We start from the raw sequence: 23900 nt of genomic DNA on the forward strand, positions 1-23900 counted from the left end.
CGGGCCGGCGGTCAGCTCCAGAGGGCGGGCACCTGCGTCGGCGCCTCGTCCTTGACCTCCGGCTGGTCGATGACCTCGCCGCGCAGCGGCAGCAGGACCGTGATCTGGCGGCCCCATTCGGTGTAGCGGGTGTCCGACTCGACCTTCAGCGGGCTCTTGGCGTAGGGCAGCTCGCCCCTCGCCCACACCCGCTCGACCAGGCCGCCGGGGCTGAGGTGCAACGCGTAGGTGACCTTGCCGGCGCGGCTCTTCTTCCACCCCGCCCCGTAGCGGGCCACGAAGGAGTCGGAGACCTTCGCCAGCTCGCGCGGCTTGATCGAGCCCTTCACGACGCCGCCGCTCCAGGACGAGCGGTGCTTCATGAGCGCCTTGAGCGTGGCGGGCTCGAAGACGTCGAGCACCAGGTTGCCGGACGGCACGTCGGTGCGGCCGTACCGCACCCAGCTCGTCCCCTCCGGCAGGGCGTCCTCGACCACCGCGCCGGAGACGTAGCTGGTCGCGCCGGAGGAGAGCACCCGGACCGGCGACTGCTGCAGCGCCTCGGTCTCCTCGGGGCTCACCTTCGTCATCTTGGCGAGCAGCTTCTCGCTGTAGCGCAGGTTCTGGCTGGTGTCGGCGGCCCGCGCGCCGCGCGCGTCGAACTCGACGGTGCCGTCGAGCGCCGAGGTGATGTACCCGCCGTCCGCGTACGTCACCTTCGCCGTGGCCTGCACGTTGACGCCCTTGCCCGGCGCCAGCTCGGCCGTGAGGGCCTGCACCGGATCGATCTTCGGCGCCGCCTGCGCGGGCGCGGCGGCGAGCTGCAACGCGCCGGCGACCACGGCGACACCGACGATGGTTCGCTTCATGGGTTCTTGGTTCCTTGAGGGGGGATGCTCCGGAAGGACCCGAACAATCTGGTGCATCTAAGATCATCAGTCAAGTCGGCCGCCGGGCCGGCTCGGTGCGGCGAGGCCCGGCGAACGGGCGCGGGCGGGTGGGGCGGCACCCGCCCGCGTCCGGTGGATCAGCCCTTGAGCCAGCTCATCATCGGGCGCAGCTTGGCGCCCGTCTTTTCGATGGCGTCCTCGGACAGCTCCTCGCGGTACTGCTGGAACTTCTTCTGGCCGCTGTCGAACTCCTCGACCAGCTCGCGCGCGAACGCGCCGTCCTGGATCTCGCCCAGGATGCGGCGCATCTCCTGCCGGGTCTCCTCGGTGACCACGCGCGGGCCGCGGGTGTAGCCGCCGTACTCGGCGGTGTCGGAGACCGACCAGTACATCTTGGAGATGCCGCCCTCGTACATGAGGTCCACGATGAGCTTCATCTCGTGCAGGCACTCGAAGTAGGCGACCTCGGGCTGGTAGCCCGCCTCGATGAGGGTGTCGAAGCCGGCCTTGATCAGCTCGGACACGCCGCCGCAGAGCACGGCCTGCTCGCCGAACAGGTCGGTCTCCGTCTCCTCCTTGAACGTGGTGCGCAGCGCGCCGGCGCGGGTGCCGCCGATGCCCTTGGCGTACGACAGCGCCAGGTCGAGGGCCTTGCCGGAGGCGTCCTTCTCGACGGCGACGAGCACGGGCACGCCGCGGCCCGCCTCGAACTGGCGGCGCACCAGGTGGCCGGGGCCCTTGGGGGCGACCATGCAGACGTCCACGCCCTCGGGGGCCTCGATGAGGCCGTAGCGGATGTTGAGGCCGTGGCCGAAGAAGAGGGCGTCGCCCTCGACCAGGTTGGGGGCCACGTGCTGGGCGTACAGGTCGCGCTGGACGTGGTCCGGCGCGAGGATCATCGTGAGGTTGGCCTCCTCGACGGCCTCGGCCGGGGTGACGACGCGCAGCCCGTCGTTCTCCGCCTTCTCGCGGCTCTTGGAGCCCTCGGGCAGGCCGACGCGCACGTCGACGCCGCTGTCGCGCAGGGAGAGCGCGTGGGCGTGGCCCTGGCTGCCGTACCCCAGCACGGCCACGTGGCGCCCCTGGATGATCGACAGGTCGGCCTGGTCGTCGTAGTAGATCTCGGTCACGTGCTCAAAACCTTTCAGGCGGATTAGGCGGTACGGTCCAGTGCCCTGAGGGACCGGTCGGTGATGGAACGGGCACCGCGGCCGATGGCCACCATGCCCGACTGGACGAGTTCTTTGATCCCGAACGGCTCGAGGACCTTGACGAACGCCTCAAGCTTGTCGGGGGTGCCGGTGACCTCGATGGTCACCGCGTCGGCCGCCACGTCCACGCAGCGGGCCCGGAAGAGCTGGACGAGCTCCAGCACGTGCGAGCGGCTCTCGGCGTCGGCCTTGACCTTGATGAGCATCAGCTCGCGCTGCACGGACTGCGAGGTGTCGAGCTCGACGATCTTCAGCACGTTCACCAGCTTGTTGAGCTGCTTGGTGACCTGCTCCAGCGGCAGCTCCTCCACGCTCACCACGATCGTCATGCGCGAGATGTCGTCGTGCTCGGTGGGCCCCACGGCCAGCGAGTCGATGTTGAAGCCCCGCCGGCTGAACAACGCGGACACGCGCGCCAGGACACCCGGCTTGTTCTCGACAAGCACCGACAGCGTGTGCCTACTCATCTTCGTTCTCCCACCTCGGCGCCATGTCCCGGGCGATCTTGATGTCGTCGTTGCTGGTGCCCGCCGCGACCATGGGCCAGACCATCGCGTCCTGGTGGACGACGAAGTCGACCACGACGGGCACGTCGTTGATCTCCATGGCCTTCTTGATGACGGCGTCCACGTCCTCCGGACGCTCGCATCGCAGACCAACACAACCATAGGCGTCGGCCAGTTTGACGAAGTCGGGGATCCGGCGCGTCGCCTGGAGGTTGGTGTTGGAGTAACGCTGGTCGTAGAAGAGCGTCTGCCACTGGCGGACCATGCCGAGGTTGCCGTTGTTGATGACGGCGACCTTGATCGGCACGCCCTCCAGGGCGCAGGTGGCCAGCTCCTGGTTGGTCATCTGGAAGCAGCCGTCGCCGTCGATGGCCCACACCGTGCTGTCGGGGCGGCCCATCTTGGCGCCCATCGCGGCCGGGACGGCGAAGCCCATCGTGCCGAGGCCGCCGGAGTTGATGAACGTGCCGGGGTTCTCGTAGCTGATGAACTGCGAGGCCCACATCTGGTGCTGGCCGACGCCGGCCACGTAGTAGGCGTCGGGGCCGACGATGCTGCTCAGCCGCTCCATCACGTACTGCGGGGCCAGCGAGCCGTCCTCGAACGGCTCGTAGCCCAGCGGGTAGGTCTTCTTGTAGCCGTTGAGCAGCCGCCACCAGTCGTCGTAGTCGCCCTTCTGCCCGCCGGCCTGGACGGCGGCGATGAGGTCGGTGAGGACCTCCTTGCAGTCGCCGACGATCGGCACGTCGGCGTGGCGGTTCTTGGAGATCTCGGCGGGGTCGATGTCCGCGTGGACGACCTTCGCGTACGGCGCGAACGTCGCCAGGTCGCCGGTCACCCGGTCGTCGAAGCGCACGCCCAGGCCGATGAGCAGGTCGGACTTCTGCAGCGCGCCGACGGCGGCGACGCTGCCGTGCATGCCCGGCATGCCCATGTGCTGCGGGTGGCCGTCGGGGAAGGTGCCCCGGGCCATCAGGGTCGTCACGACCGGGATGCCGGTCAGCTCGGCCAGTTGCAGCAGCTCGGCCGAGGCACGCGCCTTGTGGACGCCGCCGCCGACGTACAGGACCGGGCGGCGGGCCTCGGCGATCAGCTTGGCGGCCTCGCGGATCTGCTTGGAGTGCGGGCGCGTCACCGGGCGGTAGCCGGGCAACTGCATGACCGGCGGCCAGGCGAAGGTGGTCTCGGACTGCAACGCGTCCTTGGAGATGTCCACGAGCACCGGGCCGGGCCGGCCGGTCGAGGCGATGTGGAACGCCTCCATGATCGTGCGGGCGATGTCGCCGGCGTCGGTCACCAGGAAGTTGTGCTTGGTGATCGGCATGGTGATGCCGGAGATGTCGGCCTCCTGGAAGGCGTCCGTGCCGATCATCGGCGCGGCCACCTGCCCGGTGATCGCCACGATCGGCACCGAGTCCATGAAGGCGTCGGCCAAAGGCGTCACCAGGTTGGTCGCGCCGGGGCCGCTGGTGGCCATGCACACGCCCACCTTGCCCGTGGCCTGCGCGTACCCCTCGGCCGCGTGCCCGGCGCCCTGCTCGTGCCGTACAAGCACGTGCCGCACCTTGACCGAGTCGTAGAGGGGATCGTAGGCGGGCAGGATGGCCCCGCCGGGGATCCCGAACACGGTGTCGACCCCCACGTGCTCCAGTGCCCTGACCAGGGCCTGTGCACCTGTCATGCGTTCGGTCATCGGCTCGTTCCTTGCGTGGCTACTCGCTTAGGACATAAAAAATGCCCCTTCCCACCGGGATGGCGGGACTGGGGCGGCGCGCAGGTCGTCGTGCTTCGCTATCGGCCTGCGCGCCGGCGAAGTACTACGAGAATCTCACTGCGAAGCATGGCGTCCACGATAGCCGCTCGGAACGCCCCGGTGTCAACTTGGTGGACACAAGTCTCAAACAGTGAGACTTGTCCGCATCAACGAGTCGACGCCGCGCGCCGCCATCGGCCGGGCCACGAGGAAGCCCTGGCCGCGCGTGCAGCCCATCTCCCGCAGGAGTTCGAGCTGCTCGGGACGCTCGATGCCCTCGGCCACCACGATCAGCCCGAGGTCGTGGCCGAGCCGCACGATCGTCCGCGTGAGCAGCGTCAGCGTGTCGTCGGTGCCCAGCCCCGCCACGAACGAAGGATCGATCTTGATCATGTCGACGGGGAGCTGCCGCAGGAAGGCCAGCGAGGCGTAGCCGGTGCCGAAGTCGTCGATGGCCAGGCGCACGCCGAGGGCGCGCAGCTCCGACAGCCGCTTGATCGTCTCCTCGGCGTCCTCGACGAGCATCTCCTCGATCACTTCGAGCGTCAGCGCCGAGGCGGGCAGCCCGCTCTCGGCCAGCGCCTCCTCGACCGTCTCGACGAAGCGGGGCGCGGTGATCTGGCGCGCCGACAGGTTGAGCGACAGCCCGATGTCCCAGGACGAGGCCCGCCAGGCGGCGACCTCGCGGCACGCCTCGCGCAGGATCCACTCGCCGAGCGGCACGATCAGGCCGGTGTCCTCGGCCGGGCCGAGGAACTGCTCGGGCGGCACGAACACCGACCCCCGCCACCACCGCACCAGCGCCTCGACGGCGGTGACGCGCGAGGTGGCCAGGTCCACCACGGGCTGGTACTCGATCGCGAACTGGTGCTCGATGAGCGCCCGTTGCAGGTCGGCGGCCAGCTCCAGCCGGCGGACGACGTCGGCGTGCATCTGCGCGGCGAACACCTCCACGCGCCGCCCGCCCAGCTCCTTCGAGCGGGCCATCGCCACGTCGGCGTTGCGGATGAGGTCGCCGGCGGGCATGTCGTCCTCGGCGAAGGCCACGCCGACGCTCGCGGTGAGCGCGACGTCGCGGTCGGCGACGCGGAAGGGCTCCTGCGAGACCGCGCGGACCAGCCGCTCGGCCAGGTCGACCGCGACCTGCGCCTCGCCGCCGGTCTCCACCAGCACCGCGAACTCGTCGCCGCCCCAGCGGGCCAGCGTGTCGTCGGCGCGTACGGCCCCGCGCAGCCGCCGGGCCGCCTGGCCCAGCAGGTAGTCGCCGCTGGCGTGGCCGACGGAGTCGTTGACCGAGGTGAACCCGTCGAGGTCGAGGAAGATCACCGCGACGTTGCCCGCCATGCGGCCGGACAGCACCTCGCGGGTGCGCTCCTCGAAGTAGGCGCGGTTGGGCAGGCCGGTGACGCCGTCGTGGAAGGTGAGGTGGGCGACCTGGTTGCGCAGGGCCTCCTCGTCGCTGACGTCCCTGGTGGTGACCAGCATCAGCTCGTCGCCGCCGATGTGGCGGGTGGCGACGGACTCGGTGGGCCGCCAGGTGCCGTCGGCGGCGCGTACCCGGCAGGCGATGAGGCAGGCGCCCGGGGTGGTGTGCTCCTCGTCTAGGCCCATGGCACGCAGCGCGGCCTGGATGCCGGGGACGTCCTCGGGATGGATGTAGTCGAAGATCGACCCGCCGACCAGGTCCTCGGGCGGGTAGCCGTAGGTGACCTCGACGCCGGCGCCGATCTCGCGGACCACGCCCTGGTAGTCGCACAGGAACACCACGTCGCCGGTGCTCTCGGCCAGCTCCCTGAGCTGCCGCTCGCCGAGCCGGACCAGGCCGCGCATGCGTACGTTGGTCGCCGACACCACGAACAGCCGTACCAGCAGGAGCAGCACGACGCTGACCGCGATCACCACGACGCCGGCCACGGGCTTCTCGGCGTGCCCGCCGCCCACGTGGGCCAGCATCGTGACCGCGGCCACGGCGACCAGCGCCAGCGGGACCATCGCGACCAGGTTCCTGGCCACCGCGCCGCCCATCGGGCCGGGCCACTGGAACCAGGGCACGCCGGACAGCAGCAGGAACGCCACCGGCGCCAGCAGCACGGCCCAGACCGGCGGCAGGCCGCCGTCGAGGCGCGCCACGGCGATGGACACGCCCGTCACCGTCATCGCGACCAGGGTGACCGCGCCCGCCAGGCCCAGCGTCCACGCCGGCGACCTGCTGGTGGCCACCGACGGCAGCACGGCGCAGGTCACCAGCAGGCCGATCATCGGCGGCAGCATGACGAGGGTGAAGGTCGGCGGGTCGGCCGCGGCCTCGTACACGTGGCGCAGCTGCACCACCCAGCCGACCAGGAAGAGCGAGGCCGCGCACAGGTAGGCGTCGGTGATGTGCCGTAAAACCGTCCTGGCGGGCAGCTTGCGGTCGGCGGCGATCAGCGCGCCGCCCGCGGTGACCACGGTACCGAGCAGCAGGAACAGATCGGCGAAGCCGGCGACGAAGCTTCCGGCGAACGGGCGCAGCGCCAGCCCCGCGCCCCAGATGACGGCGCCGCCGCCCATCCAGCGCGCGCCCATGGCGGTGGGGCGGTGCCCGCCCGATCCCAGCGAGGCGAGCAGCAGGAAGGCCGCGGCGGCCAGCGCCGCCACCCCTCCGACGATCGCTCCGGCGATGAGCGCCTGCTCGTCGTTCAGGAACGCGGCAGCGAGCACCACCGCGCCTGCCGCGACCGCGGCGGTCAGTGGCGCACGTGGATCACGCCAGCGGATCACAGTCGTTGCCCATCCCGTCTCGAACTCTGCACCCGCGACCGCCGAAGTCCGGCGATCACCTCGCCAGTGTGAGCGGTCACGGACGCGCGGGTGGTGACAACGCCGATGTCGTCACCGATCTGATAACCACACAGACCCATTGCCGCCAAGAGATCCTTGACAGCGAGTCAGGAATCCCCTGCAAACGTAACCGTACGCACCACAGGTCACGGACCAGCCACGTTCCGGAATCCTCTCAGTACGGGTCCCTTCAGTAGGAGTCCGTGATGACGTTGCGCAGCTCCTGGCCCGCCAGGTAACGCGAGAGCTGGGCCTTGATCAGGCGCAGCATCCGCCGCCCCGACGCGGGGGTGCTGCCCGCCACGTGCGGGGTGATCAGCACGCCCGGCGCGCTCCACAGGGGGTGGCCCTCGGGCAGCGGCTCGGGCGCCGTCACATCCAGTGCGGCGCGTAGCCTACCCGTTTTCAGCTCGGCGATCAGGGCGTCGGTGTCGACGATGCCGCCCCTGGCGGCGTTGACCAGCACGGCGCCGTCCCGCATCCGGCCCAGGAACGCGGCGTCCACCATGCCCGCCGTGTCAGGGGTGGCGGGGACGAGCAGCACCACGACGTCGGCCCGCGGCAGCAGGGCGGGCAGCTCGGCCAGGCCGTGCACGCCCTCGCGGGCGGTGCGCGCCACCCGGACGACCTCCACCTCGAAGCCCTCCAGCCGGCGTTCGAGCGCCGCGCCGATGGAGCCGTAGCCGACGATCAGCACCGTGGAGTCGGCCAGCACGGCGGTGTGGCGGTAGGCCCACTCGCCCCTGCGCTGGGCGTCGGTGAACTCGGGAAACTCGCGCAGCACCGCGATCATCGCGCCGACGGCCCACTCGGCGGTGCCGGCGTCGTGGACGCCGCGCGCGTTGCACAGCGTCGCGCCCTCGGGCAGGTGCGGCCGGTACGGCTCCACGCCCGCGGTGACGGTCTGCACCAGCCGCAGCGAGGTCATCCTGGCCAGCGTGCCGGGCACGTCGGGCACCGGGATGAGCGGCGGGACCCAGACCTCCACCTCCCCGATGCCTTCCGGCTCGGGGGTCGTGCCGTCATAGACAGCGCATTCCACACCAGGCATGTCGGACAGGACATCGGCCACCGCATCGGACGGAACCCAGGTCTTCATGCGGAGAACCCTACGACTCACGGGTCAGTATGGAACACATGAGGAAGCTCTGGACGATCGTGCTCCTGGCCACGCTGACCGCCTGCTCTCCCGGCGCGCCGGAGCCCGGCGCCACCGCACCGGCCCCGCCCGCCACGGGCACCCCCGCGGGCACGCCCGGCAGCCCCGCCGGCACCGCCACCGCCGCCCGCCCCGGCGAGCCGCAGGACGTCGCCACCGGGCTGGCCGTGCCGTGGGCGATCGCGTTCCTGCCGGGCGGCGACGCGCTGGTGACCGAGCGGGACTCCGCCAGGCTGCTGCGGGTGAGCCCGTCCGGCCGGGTCAAGGAGGTGGCGAGGATCGCCGAGGCGCGCCCCGACGGCGAGGGCGGCCTGATGGGCGTGGCCGTCAAGGACCGCCAGGTCTTCCTCTACTACACCGCCGAGCAGGACAACCGCGTCGTCCGCTACGCCTTCGACGGCGACCGGCTCGGCCAGGCGAAGGTGCTCGTCCAGGGCATCCCCAAGGGCGGCATCCACAACGGCGGCCGCCTCGCCCTCGGCCCGGACGGCTACCTCTACGCCACCACCGGCGAGACCGGCGACCGCCCCCTCGCGCAGGACCGCGACTCGCTGGCCGGCAAGATCCTGCGCCTGACCACCGACGGCGCGCCCGCCCCCGGCAACCCGTTCGGCACGCTCGTCTACAGCTACGGCCACCGCAACGTCCAGGGCCTGGCGTGGGACGAGCAGGGCCGCCTGTACGCCAGCGAGTTCGGCCAGAACACCTGGGACGAGGTGAACCTGATCAAGGCGGGCGGCAACTACGGCTGGCCCGAGGTCGAGGGGCGCGGCGACGACTCCCGGTACGTGAACCCGATCGTCACCTGGCCGACCTCCGACGCCTCCCCCTCCGGGATGGCGTACGCGGAGGGCTCGCTCTGGGTGGGCGCGCTGCGCGGCGCGCGGCTGTGGCAGATCCCGCTGGCCGGCGACGGCTCCGCGGGCGAGCCGGTCGCCCGCTTCACCGGTCGCTACGGCCGCCTGCGCGCCGTCACCGCCACCCCGGACGGCTCCGGGCTGTGGATCGGCACCAGCAACAAGGACGGCCGCGGCTCGCCGCGCGCGGGCGACGACCGCGTCCTGTCCGTCCGGATGTCCTGACCCTCTGGCGCCGGCAGCCGCTACTGGCCGCCGGCGCAGGTGATCTGGGCCTGGGGGCGGTACTCGGTGGTCAGCTTCGGATCGCGCTTGACGATCCTGCCGTCGTCGTGGAACACCCGGGTGACGTCGATCGTGAAGCCCTCCTGGCCGAGGGTCGGCAGGCAGCCCGGCTCCGAGCTGACCTCGCGCCGGAACGGGGTGATGTCCCGCCGGTCGGACTCGACCGCCTCGACCTTGTCGTAGCGCTTGGTGCTCCACAGCGTCACCGCCACGGAGGTGTCGGTGACGGCGGTCTTGATGAGCACGCCGTACTCGGAGTCGTTGCGCCACTTGAGGTCGGTGTCGGGGTAGAGCAGCGCGGCGTCGCGGCCGGCCGGGTAGCGCGACGCGAAGTAGTCCATGGGCTGGTGCTCGATGTCCTCGAAGCCGCCGAAGAAGGCCGCGTTGTACAGGGTCGTGGCGACCTGCGAGCCGCCGCCGCCGACGATGCCGACCATGCGGCCGCCGACGATCTGGCCCGCCTCGACGTACCCGTCCTCCAGGGTCGGCTCGCCGATCACCTCGTTGAGCGAGAACGTCGCCCCGGGCTTGACCAGGTGGCCGTCGAGCTGCTGCGCCATGCGCCTGATGTTCGTCACGCGCGGCTGGCAGCAGTCGAAGGAGGTGGTGAAGGCGCCGACCTCCTCCCTGATCCCGAGGCCGCTGACCTGCCGGGTGGTGACGGCCGGCTCGACGGTGCCGAGCCGCACCGGGACGACCCGCGAGCCGCCGGTGGCGAGCACCCTCTCCGCGTCCCTGGCCAGCAGCTTGTCGTTGACGCCCCGCCCGACGCGCGAGGGCACCAGGACCGGTCTGCCGTTCACGATCTGGTACGTGGCGTCGCGCGGCTGCTGCGCGGTGTCCACCAGGGCGCTCTCCAGGCTCTCCAGCACCGCCGTGGCGTCGAACCTGGGCACCAGCGTGCCGTCGCCGTCCGGCACGTACGCCAGGTTGGCGGCGATCATCGCCGGCGGGACCTGCACCTGCTTGCCGCCCGCGGTGAGCGTGAGCGGCGCGGCCACGGCCTGGCGCGCCTTGGCCAGGGCGGCCTGCACGCTCTCGGGGGTGGTGACCGGCTTGGCGGGCCGCAGGGTGAGGACGACGGCGCCGCCGCCGCGCAGGAAGGTCTCGCCGATCCTGCGTACGGCGTCGTCCCGGTCGAGCAGCACGCCGTCGGCGGGCCGGCGGGCCCTGGGCTCCAGCCCGGCGAACGTGACGCGGCCCTCGACCGCGGGCTTGTCCACGGTCTCGGCCAGGCCCTCGACGGTCCGGGCGAGCTGCGAGGAGTCGATGGTGATCTTCGGCTGGAGCTCGGTGGTGCCGGTCAGCCCCCGCCACACCTCCAGCGGGCTGGGGAACCCGCTGGGCGCCTGCCCGATGGTGGCGACCACGTCGAGTTCGAGCCCGGCCTCGTCGGCCTGGACGGTGTCCTTCCTGTCGCCGATCTCGACCACGACCGGCCTGCTGAGCTTGGCGCCCAGCTCGGTGCGGAGCTTGTCGGCCGCCTGGGTGACGGTCAGGCCGCCGATGTCCACCCCGGCGACGTGGGTGCCGCGCAGGACCGAGCCGGACATGAGGACGGCGGGCACCGCGTACGCGAGCGCGGCCAGCACCACCACGAGCAGCGTCAGGCCCGGCAGGAGCCGCCGCCGCCTGGGCGGGTCGGCGTCACCCTCGAAGGAGGGGCGCTCGGCCGGCCCGGGCCCGAACACGGGGGCGGGCGCGGGCTCCTTCTCCTTGACCGGCCAGGGCTGGGCCGGCGGCGCCACCGGGGGCAGCGCACCGGCGGCGGGACCGCCCGGCGCGCCCGGGCCCTGCGCCGGCGGGGGCTCCTGGCGCTCCGGCGGGCCGAAGATGTCCCGGGAGACGCCCGGCGGCAGCCCTTCGATCCGCGGCTTCCTGGACACCCTCGACGAGGGCAGGGGCACCGAGGCGAACGGGTCGGTCGGTGATTCGATCGGTCCGGCGTTAGGCACGCCTCAATCTCCTCCCGGTCCGCAGCCAAGTCTCAGGCAACAGTAAGGCACGGGGATCCGCATATGTCACGGAAAACGGCTACGGAAGCGTGTCAACCTAGCCACCGGTAGCGATGCTCCGGCCGCCCGGCCGTTCCGTAACGTGGCCGCAACACGGCCTGCCCCGACGCGCACAGGTGCTCGAGGTAGCGGCGGGCGCTCACCCGCGACAGGCCGGTGAGCTCGGCGGTCTCGGCCGCCGACAACTCGCGGCCCGCCTCCCGCAGCGTATCGGCGACCAGCGCGCAGGTGGCCGCGGACAACCCTTTCGGCATGGGTACGGCCGAGGGCGGCGCGCCGAAGAGGCGGTCCACGTCGTCCTGGCGGGCCTCGGGGCCGAGGGCGGTCAGGCGGCGGCGGGTGTCGGCGTACTGCTGGAGACGCTCGGCCAGGGCGGCGGCGGTGAACGGCTTGATCAGGTAGTTGACCGCGCCGCCGCGCACGGCCTCCCTGACCGTGGTGACGTCCCGGGCGGCGCTGATCATGAGCACGTCCGCGTCGTGCAGCGCCTTGAGCACGTCGAGCCCCGACATGTCGGGCAGGTAGATGTCGAGCAGCACGAGGTCGGGCCGCAGCTCGGCCGCGGCGGCGAGGGCGGCGGCGCCCGTGTGCGCCACGGACACCACCCGGAAGCCGGGCACGCGGGCGACGTAGCCGCTGTGGATGCGGGCGACCATGAAGTCGTCGTCCACCACGAGCACGCGCACGTCGCTCACCGGACGCCCTCCCGGACGGCCTCCGGGACGCCCTCCCGGACGCTGGGCAGCAGGGCGGTGAAGACCGCGCCGCCCGCGTTGCGCACCCGTACCCAGCCGCCCCGGCGCAGGCACGCCTGCCGGGTCAGGGCCAGGCCGAGGCCGCGCGGCCCCGAGTGGGCGGCCTTCGTGGTGAAGCCCTCCCTGAACACCTCCTCCACCAGGCCGGGGGCGATGCCGGGGCCGGAGTCGCCGACCCGCACGCGCAGGCCGCCGGCGTCGGCCCGCACCGACACCTCGATCGTGCCGGGCGCGCCGTCGAGCGCGTCGATGGCGTTGGCCACCAGGTTGCCGACGACGAGGACGGCGTCCTGCGGGTCGCCGAGCGCGCCCACGGGCACCCGGGAGTCCTCCGACAGCACCAGCGTGGCGCCGCGCTCGGCGGCCTCGGCGGACTTGGCCAGCAGCAGGGCGGCCAGCGTCGGGTCCTGGACGCGCTCGCGCAGGCCGGTCGCGTACGTGCCGCGCGTGGTGCGGGTGATGAAGCCGATCGCGGCCTCGTGCTCGCCCAGCTCCAGCAGGCCGACGACGGTGTGCATGCGGTTGGCGAACTCGTGCGCCTGCGCGCGCAGGGCGCCGGTGGCGCTGCTGGCGTCGTCCAGCTCGCGGGCCAGGCGGACCAGCTCGGTGCGGTCCCTGAGGGTGACCACCCAGCCGAGGTGGCGGCCGCGTACCGACACCGGGGTGCGGTTGAGCACCAGCACCCGCTCGCCGTGCAGGACGATGCGGTCCTCGCCGGGGTCGGCGCCGCCGAGCACGTCGCGCAGGCGCTCGGAGACCGGCAGGCGGGTCAGGTCCGCGCCCTCGGCGACCTCGCCGAGCAGGTCGCGGGCGGCGTCGTTGACCAGCGTCACGCGGCCGTCGAGGTCGAGCGCGAGCACGCCCTCCTTGACGCCGTGCAGCACGCCCTCGCGCTGCTCCAGCAGCGCGGCGATCTCCCGGGGCTCCAGGCCGAAGGTCTGCCTGCGCACCCGGGCGGTGATCAGCGCGGCCAGCGCCAGCCCGGCCAGCATGACCGCCAGCGCCGTCCACACCAGCGGCGGCAGGGCGGCGCCGAGCTGGCCCATGACCGTGGTCTCCAGGATGCCGACCGAGACCAGGCCGATGACGGTGCCGTACTCGTCGCGGATGGGGGTCTTGCCGCGGACCGTGGTGCCGAGCGTGCCGGTCTCGGTGCCGACCCAGCTCCGGCCGCTCCGCAGCACCGCGGTGCCGTCGGTGGACAGCCGCTTGCCGATGAGCGAGGCGTTGGGGTGGGCGTAGCGGCGCTGCTGGGCGTCGGCGATGACGACGTAGTCGGCGCCGGTCTCCTGCTGCACGCCGAGCGCCAGCGGTTGCAGCACGCTCTGCGGGTCGGGCCGCTTGAAGGCGTCGCGGACCTGCGGGAGCGCGGCCACCGACTGGGCGATGGCGAGCGCCCGCTGCTGGTGCAGCGCGTCGAGCTGCTGGCGGGTGCGCCCCGCCCACACCCCGGCGGTGCCGCCGGTGGCGAGCAGCACGATGACCATCTGGAGCACGAAGAGCTGGGTCCCCAGCGGGGCCTCACGCACCCGTCGTCCGAGCCACATACCCATGAACCCAGCTCACGACCAATACGACCACTATGACGGCAAGCATGCAAAGCCTCGACGCGGACCGGAAGGGGATTCACCATCCCAGTTTCATAACCGTGAGACCCCTCTGGAGTTGATCATGCGCTTGCGCATCTTCGCCGCGTTCGCGGCGCTCACCCTCGGCGCCCTGGCCGGCTGCGGCGGCCAGGGCGGCGGGACCGCCGCCTCAGGGACGCTGCGCATCATGGCCCCGGCCGCGCCCGGCGGCGGCTGGGACCAGACCTCCCGCACCGCCGAGCAGGCGCTCAAGGCCGCCGCGCCGGAGCGCAAGGTCGAGGTGTTCAACGTGCCCGGCGCGGGCGGCACGATCGGCCTGGCGCAGCTCGCCGGCGAGAAGGGCAACGGCGACCTGCTCATGACCATGGGCCTGGTCATGGTGGGCGCGATCGAGCAGAACAGGTCGAAGGTCACGCTGGCCGAGACCACGCCGATCGCCAAGCTGACCGAGGAGTACGAGATCGTCGTGGTCCCGGCCGCCTCCCCGTTCAGGACGCTGGCCGACCTGGTGGCGGCCTGGAAGGCCGACCCGGCGAAGGTGTCGATCTCGGGCGGCTCGGCCGGCGGCACCGACCACATCGTGGCCGGGCTCATGGCCAAGGCCGCGGGCGTGGACCCCAAGCGGGTCAACTACATCGCCCACTCGGGTGGCGGCGAGGCGCTGAACGAGCTGCTGGGCAACAAGGTCAGCGCGGGCATCTCGGGCGTCGGCGAGTTCGCCGAGCACGTCAGGTCCGGCAAGCTGCGCGCGCTCGGCGTCACCTCCGGGCAGCGGCTGCCCGGCCTGGACGCGCCCACCCTCAAGGAGGGCGGCCTCGACGTGGAGCTGGCCAACTGGCGCGGTTTCGTCGCCCCCGGCGGGCTGTCCGAGGCCGGCAGGAAGGCGCTGACCGACCTGGTCACCAAGATGCACGACTCCCGGCCGTGGAAGGACGCCGTCGCCAAGAACGGCTGGATCGACTCCTTCCAGACCGGGCGGCCGTTCGCCGACTACCTGAGCGCCGAGCAGGCCCGGGTCAAGGGCATCATCGCCGAGATGGGGCTCGTGTCCTGATGGCGCACGGATGGCGGAACGGACCGCAGGGCGGGTCCCAGGACGGGCGGCGGTCCTGGTGGCGGCCCGAGCTGGGGCTCGCGGTCGTGGTGCTCGCGCTGGGGGTGCTCGTGATCGCCGGGACGCTGGACGTCTCGGCCGCGGCCTCCCGGCTCGGCCTCGGGCCGCGGTTCTTCCCGATGCTGGTCGGCGGGTCGCTGGTGGTCGTCGGCCTGTTCTACGTGCTCGACGTGCTGCGCGGCGGGCACGGCGACCCCGAGGAGAGCGAGGACGTGGACGCCGCCGCGCCCGCCGACCGGCGCGGCGTCGGCCTGGTGAGCGGCATCTTCCTGGCCTTCGCCGCGCTGCTGGACGTGCTCGGCTGGGTGATCGGCGCGAGCCTGCTGTTCTTCGGGCTGTCGGTGGCGCTCGGGGCCGGGCACAAAGGCCGGGCGGCCGTGGTCGCGGTGGTCATGGGCGTGGCCACGTACCTGCTGTTCGTCAAGGGCCTCGGCGTGCGGCTGCCGGGCGGCCCGCTGGAGGGGGTGATCTGAGGTGACCTCGCTGCACCTCCTGCTGGACGGCTTCGCCGCCGCCCTCACCCCCGTCAACCTCCTGTACGCGCTGGCCGGCGTCACGCTCGGCACCCTGGTCGGCGTGCTGCCCGGCATCGGGCCGGCGATGACCGTGGCGCTGCTGCTGCCGATCACGTTCACGGTGCCGCCGGCCAGCGCGTTCATCATGTTCGCCGGCATCTACTACGGCGGCATGTACGGCGGCTCCACCACGTCCATCCTGCTCAACACGCCCGGCGAGTCCTCATCGATGATCACCGCGCTGGAGGGCAACAAGATGGCCCGGCGCGGGCGGGCGGCGCAGGCCCTCGCCACGGCGGCCATCGGCTCGTTCGTGGCCGGGACCATCGCCACCGCGCTGCTGGTCGTGGCGGCTCCGGCCGTGGTGGCGTTCGCGATCTCGTTCGGGCCCGAGGACTACTTCGCGCTGGCGATCCTGGCGTTCACCGCCGTGTCGTCGGTGTTGTCGCGCTCGGTCGTGCGCGGACTGGCCTCGCTCGGCCTCGGCCTGGTGATCGGGCTGGTCGGCATCGACCAGCAGACCGGGCAGGCGCGCCTGACGCTGGGCATCCCGCAGCTCCTCGACGGCATCGACGTGGTGATCGTCGCGGTCGGCCTGTTCGCGCTGGGCGAGGCGCTGTACGTGGCCTCGCGGCTGCGCCACGCCCCGCCCTCCGTGGTGCCCGTGGGGCGGGCGTGGATGGGCCGCGCGGACTGGCGGCGCTCCTGGCTGCCGTGGCTGCGCGGCACCGCGCTGGGGTTCCCGTTCGGGGCGCTGCCGGGCGGCGGGGCCGAGATCCCGACGTTCCTGTCGTACGCGGCCGAGCGCCGCCTGGCGCGCGGCGTGGCCCGCGAGGAGTACGGCAAGGGCGCCATCGAGGGCGTCGCCGGGCCGGAGGCGGCCAACAACGCCTCCGCCGCCGGGACCCTGGTGCCGCTGCTCACGCTGGGCCTGCCCACGTCCGCGACGGCCGCGATCATGCTGGCCGCCTTCCAGCAGTACGGCCTCCAGCCGGGGCCGCAGCTCTTCGACCACGACCCGGCGCTGGTGTGGGGCATGATCGCCTCGCTGTTCGTCGGCAACACGATGCTGCTGGTGCTCAACCTGCCGCTGGCGCCGCTGTGGGCACGGGTGCTGCGGGTGCCCCGGCCGTACCTGTACGCCGGGATCGTGCTGTTCGCCGCCCTCGGCGTGTACGCCCTGAACGGCTCCGCCGTGGACCTGTTCGTGCTGTACGTCCTCGGCCTGCTCGGCTACGCCATGCGGCGCTTCGGCCTGCCGGTCGCCCCGGCGGTGATCGGCATGATCCTGGGGCCGATGGCGGAGATCCAGCTCCGCCGGGCGCTGGCGATCGGGGCGGGCGACGTGACCGTCCTGGTGCGCAGCCCGGTCGCCGCCACGCTGCTGGCGCTGGCGGCGCTGGCCCTGCTGGCGCCGCTGCTCAGGCGCCTGCCGGCGCGGGAGGAGGTCACGCCGACCGGCTGACCGCCTGCGCGGCCGGTTCCGTACGCCCCTCGGGACCGGCCCCGCCCGCCACGAAGGCCCGGGAGGCGATCGCCAGCCCGGCCAGCGCCATCACCAGCGTCGCCGCGAACACCGCCCAGTACCCCGACCCTGCGGCGGTGAACAGCGCCGCCGTGACCGCCACCGACACCACCGAGAACACCGACTCCCCCACCTGCAACGCCGAGCTGTTCTCGCCCTGCTCCCCCGGCGCCGACAGCTCCAGCGTGAGCACGGACAGCGTCGGGTAGACCAGCCCGATCCCGAACCCGGTGACGATCCACGCCGGGTACGCCACCGCCACCGGCATCGCCGAGAACGCCACCGTCCCCATGATCAGGATGCCCGCCGCGATCATGGCCGCCCCGAGCCGCAGGTTCGTCCGCTGCCCGAAGACCTGCCGCCCCTGCAACCAGGACGCGAACGACCAGCTCAGCGCCCCGCCGGTGAGCACCAGCCCGGCCGCCGTCGTGGACAGCCCGCGCTCCTCGCGCAACATCAGCGGCACCATGACCTCGGCCGCGAAGAACGCCCCGGCCGCCAGCCCGCGCAGCCCCACCACGGACGGCATCCCGCGCGCGGCCCGCAGCGTCCCGGCCGGCAGCAGCCTGGGCAGCGCCACGGCCAGCACCACCAGCCCGGCGACCAGCAGCGGCAGCCGCCCATCGCTGCCGTACTGCATGAGCCCGGCCCCGACCGCCGTCACCACCGCCCACGCGACCCTGGCGGGCAGGCCGGGCGCCGGCGCGCGCTGCCCGCCGGTCACCGGCTGGCCCGCCAGGCCGCGCAGCAGCACCAGCCCGGCGGCCACGCTCAGGATCGGCACCAGCAGGAACACCCACCGCCAGCCGAGCGTGTCGGTCACCACGCCCACGATGGCCGGGCCGACCATGGACGGCACCACCCAGGCGGTCGCGAACAACGAGAAGATCTTCGGGTGCAGGCTCTCGGGATAGACCCGGGCCACCACCACGTACAGCGCCACGCTGGCCAGCGCCCCGCCGAACCCCTGGACGAAACGGCCCGCGATCAGCACCTCCATGCTCGGCGCGAGACCCGCCACCGCCAGCCCCGCGGCGAACCCGGCCACGCCCGTCCACAGCGGCGCCAGCGGCCCGCGCAGGTCCGCCCACCGGCCGCCGAGCACGGTGCCGACCACGCTCGCCGCCATCGCCCCGCTGAAGGCCAGCCCGTACAGCTCCAGCCCGCCCAGCTCCTCGGCCACGACCGGCATCGCGGTCGCCACCGCCATGTACTCGAAGGCCACCAGTGACATCATCGCCACCAGCCCCGCGGTCAACGCTTTCCTCGTCATGCCGCGAACTTATGATGTCCCGCCCCGGCGCGCCTCCGGCGGGGGTGCCGGAGGATCTCGGCATTTGGCCCTACGCCCTTGCGCGGAGAACGCGGGAGGGGCCCGGCCACCGGGGCGGCCGGGCCCCTCCCGGAAAGGGTGCGGAACTACGCGGGACTACGCGGGACTACTCAGGACTACGCGGGGCTACTCAGGACTACGCGGGGCTACTCAGGACTACGCGGGGCTACTCAGGGCTACGCGGGGCTACTCGGACACGCCCAGCTTCTCCAGGATCATCTGCCGGGCCCGGGCCGCGTCCGCCTTGCCCTTGCTGGCCCGCATCACGCCGCCGACCAGCGCGCCGGCGGCCGCGATCTTGCCGGAGCGCACCTTGTCGGCCGCGTCGGCGTTCTCGGCCAGCACCTGGTCGATGATCGCCGACAGCTCGCCCTCGTCGTTGACGATCTGCAGCCCGCGCGCCGCGACGACCTCGTCCGGCGTGCCCTCGCCGGCCAGGACGCCCTCCAGCACCTCGCGGGCCAGCTTGTCGTTGAGCGCGCCGGAGGCCACCAGCTCGGTCACCCGCGCGATCTGGGCGGGCGTGATGGCCAGGTCGGACAGCGGCACGCCGGTCTCGTTGGCGCGGCGGGCCAGCTCGCCCATCCACCACTTGCGCGCGTCGGCCGCCGGCGCGCCGGCCGCCACGGTCGCCTCGACCAGGTCGATCGCGTCGGCGTTGTGCATGGCCTGCATGTCGAGGTCGGACAGCCCCCACTCGGCCTGCAACCGCTTGCGCTTGACCGACGGCAGCTCGGGCAGCGCCGCCTTCAGCTCGGCCACCCACGCCGGGTCGGGCGCGATCGGCACCAGGTCGGGCTCGGGGAAGTACCGGTAGTCCTGCGCCTCCTCCTTGGACCGGCCGGACGTGGTGGTGCCGGTGTCCTCGTGGAAGTGCCGGGTCTCCTGGACGATCTTGCCGCCCTCGGCGAGCACGGCGGCCTGCCGCTCGATCTCGCTGCGCACGGCCCGCTCGACGCTGCGCAGCGAGTTGACGTTCTTGGTCTCGGTGCGGGTGCCCCACTCGGTGGAGCCGCGCGGCATCAGCGAGACGTTGACGTCGCAGCGCAGCGAGCCCTCCTCCATGCGCACGTCGGAGACGCCGAGCGAGCGCATGATCTCGCGCAGCTCGGTGACGTAGGCGCGGGCGACCTCGGGCGCCATCCGGTCGGTGCCCGGGATGGGCTTGGTGACGATCTCCACCAGCGGGATGCCGGCCCGGTTGTAGTCGACGATGGAGTAGTCGGCGCCGTGGATGCGCCCGGTCGCGCCGCCCACGTGGGTGGACTTGCCGGTGTCCTCCTCCAGGTGCACCCGCTCGATGCCGATGCGCACGGTCTCGCCGCCCACCTCGACGTCGAGGTAGCCGTCGAAGCAGAGCGGCTCGTCGTACTGCGAGATCTGGTAGTTCTTCGGCATGTCCGGATAGAAGTAGTTCTTCCGGGCGAAGCGGCACCACTCGGCGATCGAGCAGTTCAGCGCCAGGCCGATGCGGATCGTCGACTCGATGGCCTGGGCGTTGGCCACCGGCAGCGAGCCGGGCAGCGCCAGGCAGGTGGGGCAGACCTGCGTGTTGGGCGGAGCGCCGAAGGTGGTCCTGCAGCCGCAGAACATCTTCGACTCGGTGCCCAGCTCGACGTGCGTCTCCAGCCCGAGCACCGGCTCGAACCGCTCCAGCGCCTCGTCGTACGGCATGGTCCCTGTTGTGTCAATCACGGATCAACCTCAGTTCTTCCAGAGCCTCGCACGTCCCGGACAGCCAGAGACGGTACGAGGGCACGCTTTCCAGGTAGTCCAGGCTCATGAGCTCGGCGATGCGGGTCAGGTAGTCGCCCGCCTCCCGGCCCGCTCGGCGGCGCCGCCTGCCACTCGCGACGACTTCCTTCAACGTCCGTTTCGGGTCGGACAGGCACTCCACCCGAGAGAGGCGTTCACCCTCGAAGACGCCTTTGGCATGCCACGACGATCCTGCGACCTGACGCAGGACATCCAGGTCGCTCAGTGCCCGGCTTTCCATCTCACGGACGGGGACCACTCTCACCAACGGCCGGCCCGGCCCGTGCTTCTTCCATGACTCCCGTAACGGAGCCCAGTATTTCCGTTCCTCACGATCCGGGGCCGCCGAACCGTCGTAGTGGTAGAAGAGCAAGGTCATTCCTGCCACCGCGAGGCGGTGCGGCAGGCACAAACGATTCAGCGCCCGCTCCAGCAGCACGGGCAAGAAGTCGTAGTCGGAGTTTCCTTCAGCGGTCAGGAAGGCGTTGACCTCGATCACGAGGCCTCCTCCAGAAGCTGCCGTGCCTCTTCTTTCGAAATGGCGGCGAAAGCCCGCCACTCGGGCCCCGGGACGACGAGCCCGACCTCGTCAAGAGGCGGCGTGCCGTCCGGGGTGCTCGGCACCAGATGGCGGGCACGCGACACGCGGCTCCCCACACCGGCCACATCGTCCTCAGGCACCGTGATCCAGTCCATGACCAGGAGGTCCTCCGGATCCAGGGCCACGAGCATCAACGGGGAGTGACTGCTCATGAGGAGCTGGGCCAGGGGTTCGTCCTCCTCCACATCACGGCTCGGATCCGTCACCAGTCTTCGGAGATGCCGGACGAGCTCCCGCAGACGTTGCGGATAGATTCCGTTCTCGGGTTCTTCGAAGCAGATGAGCCCGCGGTGGGCCGGATCGTAGAGCGCGACCAGGAGGGCCAGGACGCGCAGGGTGCCGTCGGATGCGACACGGGCGCTCACCTTTCCCTCATCGCGCGTCCGAAGGTAGATCTCCCATTGCTCCTTGGCGACGTTCTCCTCCACCTCGATACCGGCGAAGCCGCGGACGACACGCGCCATGTCGGCGGCGATCTCATCCAGCGAGCTGCCGGACTCGTCCGCGGTCGTCTGCTCGATCCGGCGGAGAACCTTGGCGAGATTCGCACCGCTCGGCTCCAGTTGCTCGCCTCGCTGATGACGAGAGCTGGGCATGCGCAACGAGGCCGGATCCAGTTGAAGGAAACGCCAGGAAGCGATCTCCTTCCTGAGCGCGTAGAGAAGCGGGAACTCTCCCGCCGAGGTGATGCTCGACAGAACGGTGGCCTCCGCGGCGTGCGCCGCGAGCTCCCGCTTGCGCCCTTGCCGCCCTTCCTGCGCGATTCGGAAGACCTGGCGACCGGCGTCGTCGAGGGTCGTCTCAAGCAGAGGTGACTGCCTCTTGTAGCGCAGGAACGCGGAGCGGAACTCCCTGCCCACGCCCTGCTCCCGGGTCCAGGAGTCGTCGGCGGAACGGATCGGGCGCGCTTCCTCCCTGGCCACATAAGGACGCGCGAAGCCGTCCTCGCTCAAGCGCTGGACGATTTCGAGCTCGTAGCGGATCCGGGTGTGCGATATCTCGAGCTCGGCCCCGAACTGGTCGACCACCTTCGGGTCCAGGAGCACCTCGACAGCGAACGCCATATGATCCACGACCCGGCCGTCACCCCGCCGCCGGAACAGCTCACCGAGATCGCCCCTGGCAGCCGCGAAGGCGTCGTACAGGCTGGGCGTGTCGACGAGCCGGCGGAGCAGCTGGATGCCGTCGAAGAGATTGGACTTGCCGCTGGCGTTCGGGCCGATGACCACGAGGAACGGCGGCACGTTCAGCTTGAAGTCCGCGAACGACTTGAAGCCGTCGATCTCGATGCGGGTGAGCATGCCGCCGTCCCCCTTCCCTACAGCTCCGGAGCCTGCGACAGCAGGCTGCCGCCCCAGCGGCTCTCCAGGGCCCGCTCCACGGCGGCGCCGACGCGGTAGCAGCGGTCGTCGGCCAGCACCGGGGCCATGATCTGCAGGCCGACCGGCAGGCCGTCCTCGTCGGCGAGGCCGCAGGGCACCGACATGGCGGCGTTGCCCGCGAGGTTGGACGGGATGGTGCACAGGTCGGCGAGGTACATCGCCATCGGGTCGTCGGTGCGCTCGCCGATCGGGAACGCCGTGGTCGGCGTCGTCGGCGACACCAGGACGTCGACCTGCTGGTAGGCGGCCTCGAACTCGCGCGAGATGACCGTGCGGACCTTCTGCGCCTGGCCGTAGTAGGCGTCGTAGTAGCCGCTGGACAGCGCGTACGTGCCGAGCATGATGCGCCGCTTGACCTCGGGGCCGAAGCCGGCCGCGCGGGTCAGCGCCATGACCTCCTCGGCGCTGCGGGTGCCGTCGTCGCCGACGCGCAGGCCGTAACGCATGGCGTCGAAGCGGGCCAGGTTGGACGAGCACTCCGACGGCGCGATCAGGTAGTAGGCCGGCAGCGCCGTCGTGAACGACGGGCAGGAGACCTCGACCACGCTGGCGCCGAGCGACTCCAGCAGCTTGACGGCCTCGTGGTAGCGGGCCAGCACGCCCGCCTGGTAGCCCTCGCCGGAGAACTCCTTGACGACACCGATGCGCAGGCCGCTGACGTCGGGGTTCCTGGCCGCCTCGACCACGCTCGGGACCGGGGCGTCGATGGAGGTGGAGTCCATCGGGTCGTGGCCGGAGAACGCCTCGTGCAGCAGCGCCGCGTCGAGCACGTTGCGGGCGAAGGGACCGGGCGTGTCGAGCGAGCTGGCGAAGGCGATGACGCCGTAGCGGGACGAGCCGCCGTAGGTCGGCTTCATGCCCACGATGCCGGTCACCGAGGCCGGCTGCCGGATCGAGCCGCCGGTGTCGGTGCCGGTGGACAGCGGCGCCTCGTACGCGGCCACGGCGGCGCTGGAGCCGCCCGACGAGCCGCCCGGCACCCTCGTCAGGTCCCAGGGGTTGTGGGTGGCGTGGTAGGCGGAGTTCTCCGTGGAGGAGCCCATGGCGAACTCGTCGAGGTTCGTCTTGCCCAGGATGACCAGCCCGGCCTCGCGCAGCCGCCGGGTGACGGTCGCGTCGTACGGCGCCCGCCAGCCCTCCAGGATCTTGGAGGCGGCCGTGGTGGGCATGTCGTGGGTGGTGAAGATGTCCTTGTGCGCGATGGGCACGCCGGCCAGCGGACCGAGCTTCTCGCCCGCCCTCAGCCTGGCGTCGACCGCCCGCGCCTGCTCCAGCGTGACCTCGCGGTCCACGTGCAGGAACGCCCTGACCTTGGGCTCCACCTCGGCCATGCGGTCGAGGTGCGCCTCGGCCACCTCGACCGCCGACACCTCGCCCGCGGCGATCATCGACCCCAGCTGGGCCGCGGTCTTGCGGATCAGGCTCATGCCTCCTCCCCGAGGATGCGCGGCACCTTGAAGCGGTCGTCCTCGACGGCGGGCGCGCCGGAGAGCGCCTGCTCGGGGGTCAGGGACGGACGCACCTCGTCGGCACGGAAGACGTTGGTGAGCGGAAGCGCGTGCGACGAAGGCGGCACGTCCTCGGCGGCGACCTCGGCCACCTTCGCGACCGACTCGATGATGGCATCGAGCTGGGTGGCGTAGTGGTCGAGCTCGTCGTCGGTGAGCGCCAGCCTGGACAACCGGGCCAGGTGCGCGACCTCGTCGCGGGTTATGGCGGACATGAGTCGTTGAACCCGTTTCGTGGATGGAGTCTTTGGACACTGCCATCCTAGGGGGCTTGACGCAGCGCACCCGAACGATTAACCCACTGGCAACACGCGCCGGCCGCCCCGTGGAAGCGCTCCCACGGGCAGC

The 23900-nt window shown here is 71.9% G+C and carries 19 protein-coding genes; 4 read left to right on the top strand and 15 right to left on the bottom strand.

Annotated elements, in window-relative coordinates; all coding sequences use genetic code 11:
• Window positions 1–11: 11 nt before the first annotated feature.
• From AB0H75_RS24315 to AB0H75_RS24340, 6 genes are all read right to left on the bottom strand, one after another.
• A complete protein-coding gene (locus AB0H75_RS24315; RefSeq protein WP_367799673.1) occupies window positions 12–848 on the bottom strand; it encodes a hypothetical protein in 837 nt (278 codons plus the stop codon).
• A 158-nt stretch (window positions 849–1006) separates the two neighbouring features.
• Window positions 1007–1990, bottom strand: coding sequence for a ketol-acid reductoisomerase (gene ilvC, locus AB0H75_RS24320; protein WP_367799732.1), 984 nt, complete (start codon window positions 1988–1990; stop codon window positions 1007–1009).
• A gap of 32 nt (window positions 1991–2022) precedes the next feature.
• Window positions 2023–2547: an acetolactate synthase small subunit gene (gene ilvN, locus AB0H75_RS24325; RefSeq protein ID WP_367799675.1), complete on the bottom strand. Its 525-nt coding sequence runs from the start codon at window positions 2545–2547 to the stop codon at window positions 2023–2025.
• Complete coding sequence (locus AB0H75_RS24330; protein WP_367799677.1) at window positions 2540–4279, bottom strand: acetolactate synthase large subunit; 1740 nt, start codon at window positions 4277–4279, stop codon at window positions 2540–2542. The genes ilvN and AB0H75_RS24330 overlap by 8 nt, the downstream gene beginning before the upstream one ends.
• 204 nt (window positions 4280–4483) lie before the next feature.
• On the bottom strand, window positions 4484–7042 hold the full coding sequence (locus AB0H75_RS24335) for an EAL domain-containing protein (RefSeq protein ID WP_367799679.1): 2559 nt from the start codon (window positions 7040–7042) through the stop codon (window positions 4484–4486).
• Window positions 7043–7349: 307 nt separating this feature from the next.
• Window positions 7350–8258, bottom strand: a complete 909-nt coding sequence (locus tag AB0H75_RS24340) for a 2-hydroxyacid dehydrogenase (protein WP_367799681.1) — start codon at window positions 8256–8258, stop codon at window positions 7350–7352.
• Between the two features lie 38 nt (window positions 8259–8296).
• On the opposite strand from AB0H75_RS24340, the gene AB0H75_RS24345 reads away from it, so the two are divergent.
• Window positions 8297–9400 (top strand): sorbosone dehydrogenase family protein, encoded by a 1104-nt coding sequence (locus AB0H75_RS24345; RefSeq protein ID WP_367799683.1) that lies wholly within the window; start codon window positions 8297–8299, stop codon window positions 9398–9400.
• Window positions 9401–9420: 20 nt separating this feature from the next.
• On the opposite strand, the gene AB0H75_RS24350 is transcribed toward AB0H75_RS24345, so the two are convergent.
• The 3 genes from AB0H75_RS24350 to AB0H75_RS24360 all read right to left on the bottom strand — a co-directional run bounded on the left by AB0H75_RS24350 (window position 9421) and on the right by AB0H75_RS24360 (window position 13759).
• A complete protein-coding gene (locus AB0H75_RS24350) occupies window positions 9421–11415 on the bottom strand; it encodes a VanW family protein (RefSeq protein ID WP_367799685.1) in 1995 nt (664 codons plus the stop codon).
• 92 nt (window positions 11416–11507) lie between these two features.
• Window positions 11508–12170, bottom strand: coding sequence for a response regulator (locus AB0H75_RS24355; protein ID WP_367799687.1), 663 nt, complete (start codon window positions 12168–12170; stop codon window positions 11508–11510).
• The gene (locus AB0H75_RS24360) at window positions 12167–13759 is read right to left on the bottom strand and encodes an ATP-binding protein (RefSeq protein WP_367799689.1); all 1593 of its coding nucleotides are present in this window, start codon (window positions 13757–13759) and stop codon (window positions 12167–12169) included. Before AB0H75_RS24360 ends, AB0H75_RS24355 begins: the two co-directional genes overlap by 4 nt.
• Window positions 13760–13901: 142 nt before the next feature.
• Here AB0H75_RS24360 and AB0H75_RS24365 point away from each other — a divergent pair, with 142 nt between their 5' ends.
• From AB0H75_RS24365 to AB0H75_RS24375, 3 genes are read left to right on the top strand one after another with little or no spacing between them, the layout of a single operon-like run.
• Window positions 13902–14873 (top strand): Bug family tripartite tricarboxylate transporter substrate binding protein, encoded by a 972-nt coding sequence (locus tag AB0H75_RS24365; protein ID WP_367799691.1) that lies wholly within the window; start codon window positions 13902–13904, stop codon window positions 14871–14873.
• Window positions 14873–15406 (top strand): tripartite tricarboxylate transporter TctB family protein, encoded by a 534-nt coding sequence (locus tag AB0H75_RS24370; RefSeq protein ID WP_367799693.1) that lies wholly within the window; start codon window positions 14873–14875, stop codon window positions 15404–15406. The genes AB0H75_RS24365 and AB0H75_RS24370 overlap by 1 nt, the downstream gene beginning before the upstream one ends.
• Before the next feature lies 1 nt (window position 15407).
• On the top strand, window positions 15408–16913 hold the full coding sequence (locus AB0H75_RS24375) for a tripartite tricarboxylate transporter permease (RefSeq protein ID WP_367799695.1): 1506 nt from the start codon (window positions 15408–15410) through the stop codon (window positions 16911–16913).
• On the opposite strand, the gene AB0H75_RS24380 is transcribed toward AB0H75_RS24375, so the two are convergent.
• The 6 genes from AB0H75_RS24380 to gatC all read right to left on the bottom strand — a co-directional run bounded on the left by AB0H75_RS24380 (window position 16897) and on the right by gatC (window position 23767).
• Complete coding sequence (locus AB0H75_RS24380) at window positions 16897–18246, bottom strand: MFS transporter (protein ID WP_367799697.1); 1350 nt, start codon at window positions 18244–18246, stop codon at window positions 16897–16899. The two genes, AB0H75_RS24375 and AB0H75_RS24380, sit on opposite strands and share 17 nt — an antisense overlap.
• Before the next feature lie 246 nt (window positions 18247–18492).
• The gene (gene gatB, locus AB0H75_RS24385) at window positions 18493–19980 is read right to left on the bottom strand and encodes an Asp-tRNA(Asn)/Glu-tRNA(Gln) amidotransferase subunit GatB (protein ID WP_367799734.1); all 1488 of its coding nucleotides are present in this window, start codon (window positions 19978–19980) and stop codon (window positions 18493–18495) included.
• Between the two features lie 13 nt (window positions 19981–19993).
• Window positions 19994–20560, bottom strand: coding sequence for a hypothetical protein (locus tag AB0H75_RS24390; RefSeq protein ID WP_367799699.1), 567 nt, complete (start codon window positions 20558–20560; stop codon window positions 19994–19996).
• On the bottom strand, window positions 20557–21963 hold the full coding sequence (locus AB0H75_RS24395) for an AAA family ATPase (RefSeq protein WP_367799701.1): 1407 nt from the start codon (window positions 21961–21963) through the stop codon (window positions 20557–20559). The genes AB0H75_RS24390 and AB0H75_RS24395 overlap by 4 nt, the downstream gene beginning before the upstream one ends.
• A 17-nt stretch (window positions 21964–21980) precedes the next feature.
• Window positions 21981–23471 (bottom strand): Asp-tRNA(Asn)/Glu-tRNA(Gln) amidotransferase subunit GatA, encoded by a 1491-nt coding sequence (gene gatA, locus AB0H75_RS24400; protein WP_367799703.1) that lies wholly within the window; start codon window positions 23469–23471, stop codon window positions 21981–21983.
• Window positions 23468–23767, bottom strand: coding sequence for an Asp-tRNA(Asn)/Glu-tRNA(Gln) amidotransferase subunit GatC (gatC, locus tag AB0H75_RS24405; RefSeq protein ID WP_367799705.1), 300 nt, complete (start codon window positions 23765–23767; stop codon window positions 23468–23470). Before gatC ends, gatA begins: the two co-directional genes overlap by 4 nt.
• Window positions 23768–23900 lie beyond the last annotated feature (133 nt).

Origin of the sequence: Nonomuraea sp. NPDC050783 (assembly GCF_040802095.1) — a bacterium.
Classification (GTDB): domain Bacteria; phylum Actinomycetota; class Actinomycetes; order Streptosporangiales; family Streptosporangiaceae; genus Nonomuraea.

Excerpts from the sequence above, each read along its gene's own strand:
- AB0H75_RS24315 (WP_367799673.1), bottom strand. The coding sequence starts at position 848 with ATGAAGCGAACCATCGTCGGTGTCGCCGTGGTCGCCGGCGCGTTGCAG.
- gatC (WP_367799705.1), bottom strand. The coding sequence starts at position 23,767 with ATGTCCGCCATAACCCGCGACGAGGTCGCGCACCTGGCCCGGTTGTCC.
- AB0H75_RS24380 (WP_367799697.1), bottom strand. The coding sequence starts at position 18,246 with ATGACGAGGAAAGCGTTGACCGCGGGGCTGGTGGCGATGATGTCACTG.
- AB0H75_RS24395 (WP_367799701.1), bottom strand. The coding sequence starts at position 21,963 with ATGCTCACCCGCATCGAGATCGACGGCTTCAAGTCGTTCGCGGACTTC.
- AB0H75_RS24345 (WP_367799683.1), top strand. The coding sequence starts at position 8,297 with ATGAGGAAGCTCTGGACGATCGTGCTCCTGGCCACGCTGACCGCCTGC.
- gatA (WP_367799703.1), bottom strand. The coding sequence starts at position 23,471 with ATGAGCCTGATCCGCAAGACCGCGGCCCAGCTGGGGTCGATGATCGCC.
- AB0H75_RS24340 (WP_367799681.1), bottom strand. The coding sequence starts at position 8,258 with ATGAAGACCTGGGTTCCGTCCGATGCGGTGGCCGATGTCCTGTCCGAC.
- AB0H75_RS24330 (WP_367799677.1), bottom strand. The coding sequence starts at position 4,279 with ATGACCGAACGCATGACAGGTGCACAGGCCCTGGTCAGGGCACTGGAG.
- ilvN (WP_367799675.1), bottom strand. The coding sequence starts at position 2,547 with ATGAGTAGGCACACGCTGTCGGTGCTTGTCGAGAACAAGCCGGGTGTC.
- AB0H75_RS24370 (WP_367799693.1), top strand. The coding sequence starts at position 14,873 with ATGGCGCACGGATGGCGGAACGGACCGCAGGGCGGGTCCCAGGACGGG.
- gatB (WP_367799734.1), bottom strand. The coding sequence starts at position 19,980 with ATGCCGTACGACGAGGCGCTGGAGCGGTTCGAGCCGGTGCTCGGGCTG.
- AB0H75_RS24365 (WP_367799691.1), top strand. The coding sequence starts at position 13,902 with ATGCGCTTGCGCATCTTCGCCGCGTTCGCGGCGCTCACCCTCGGCGCC.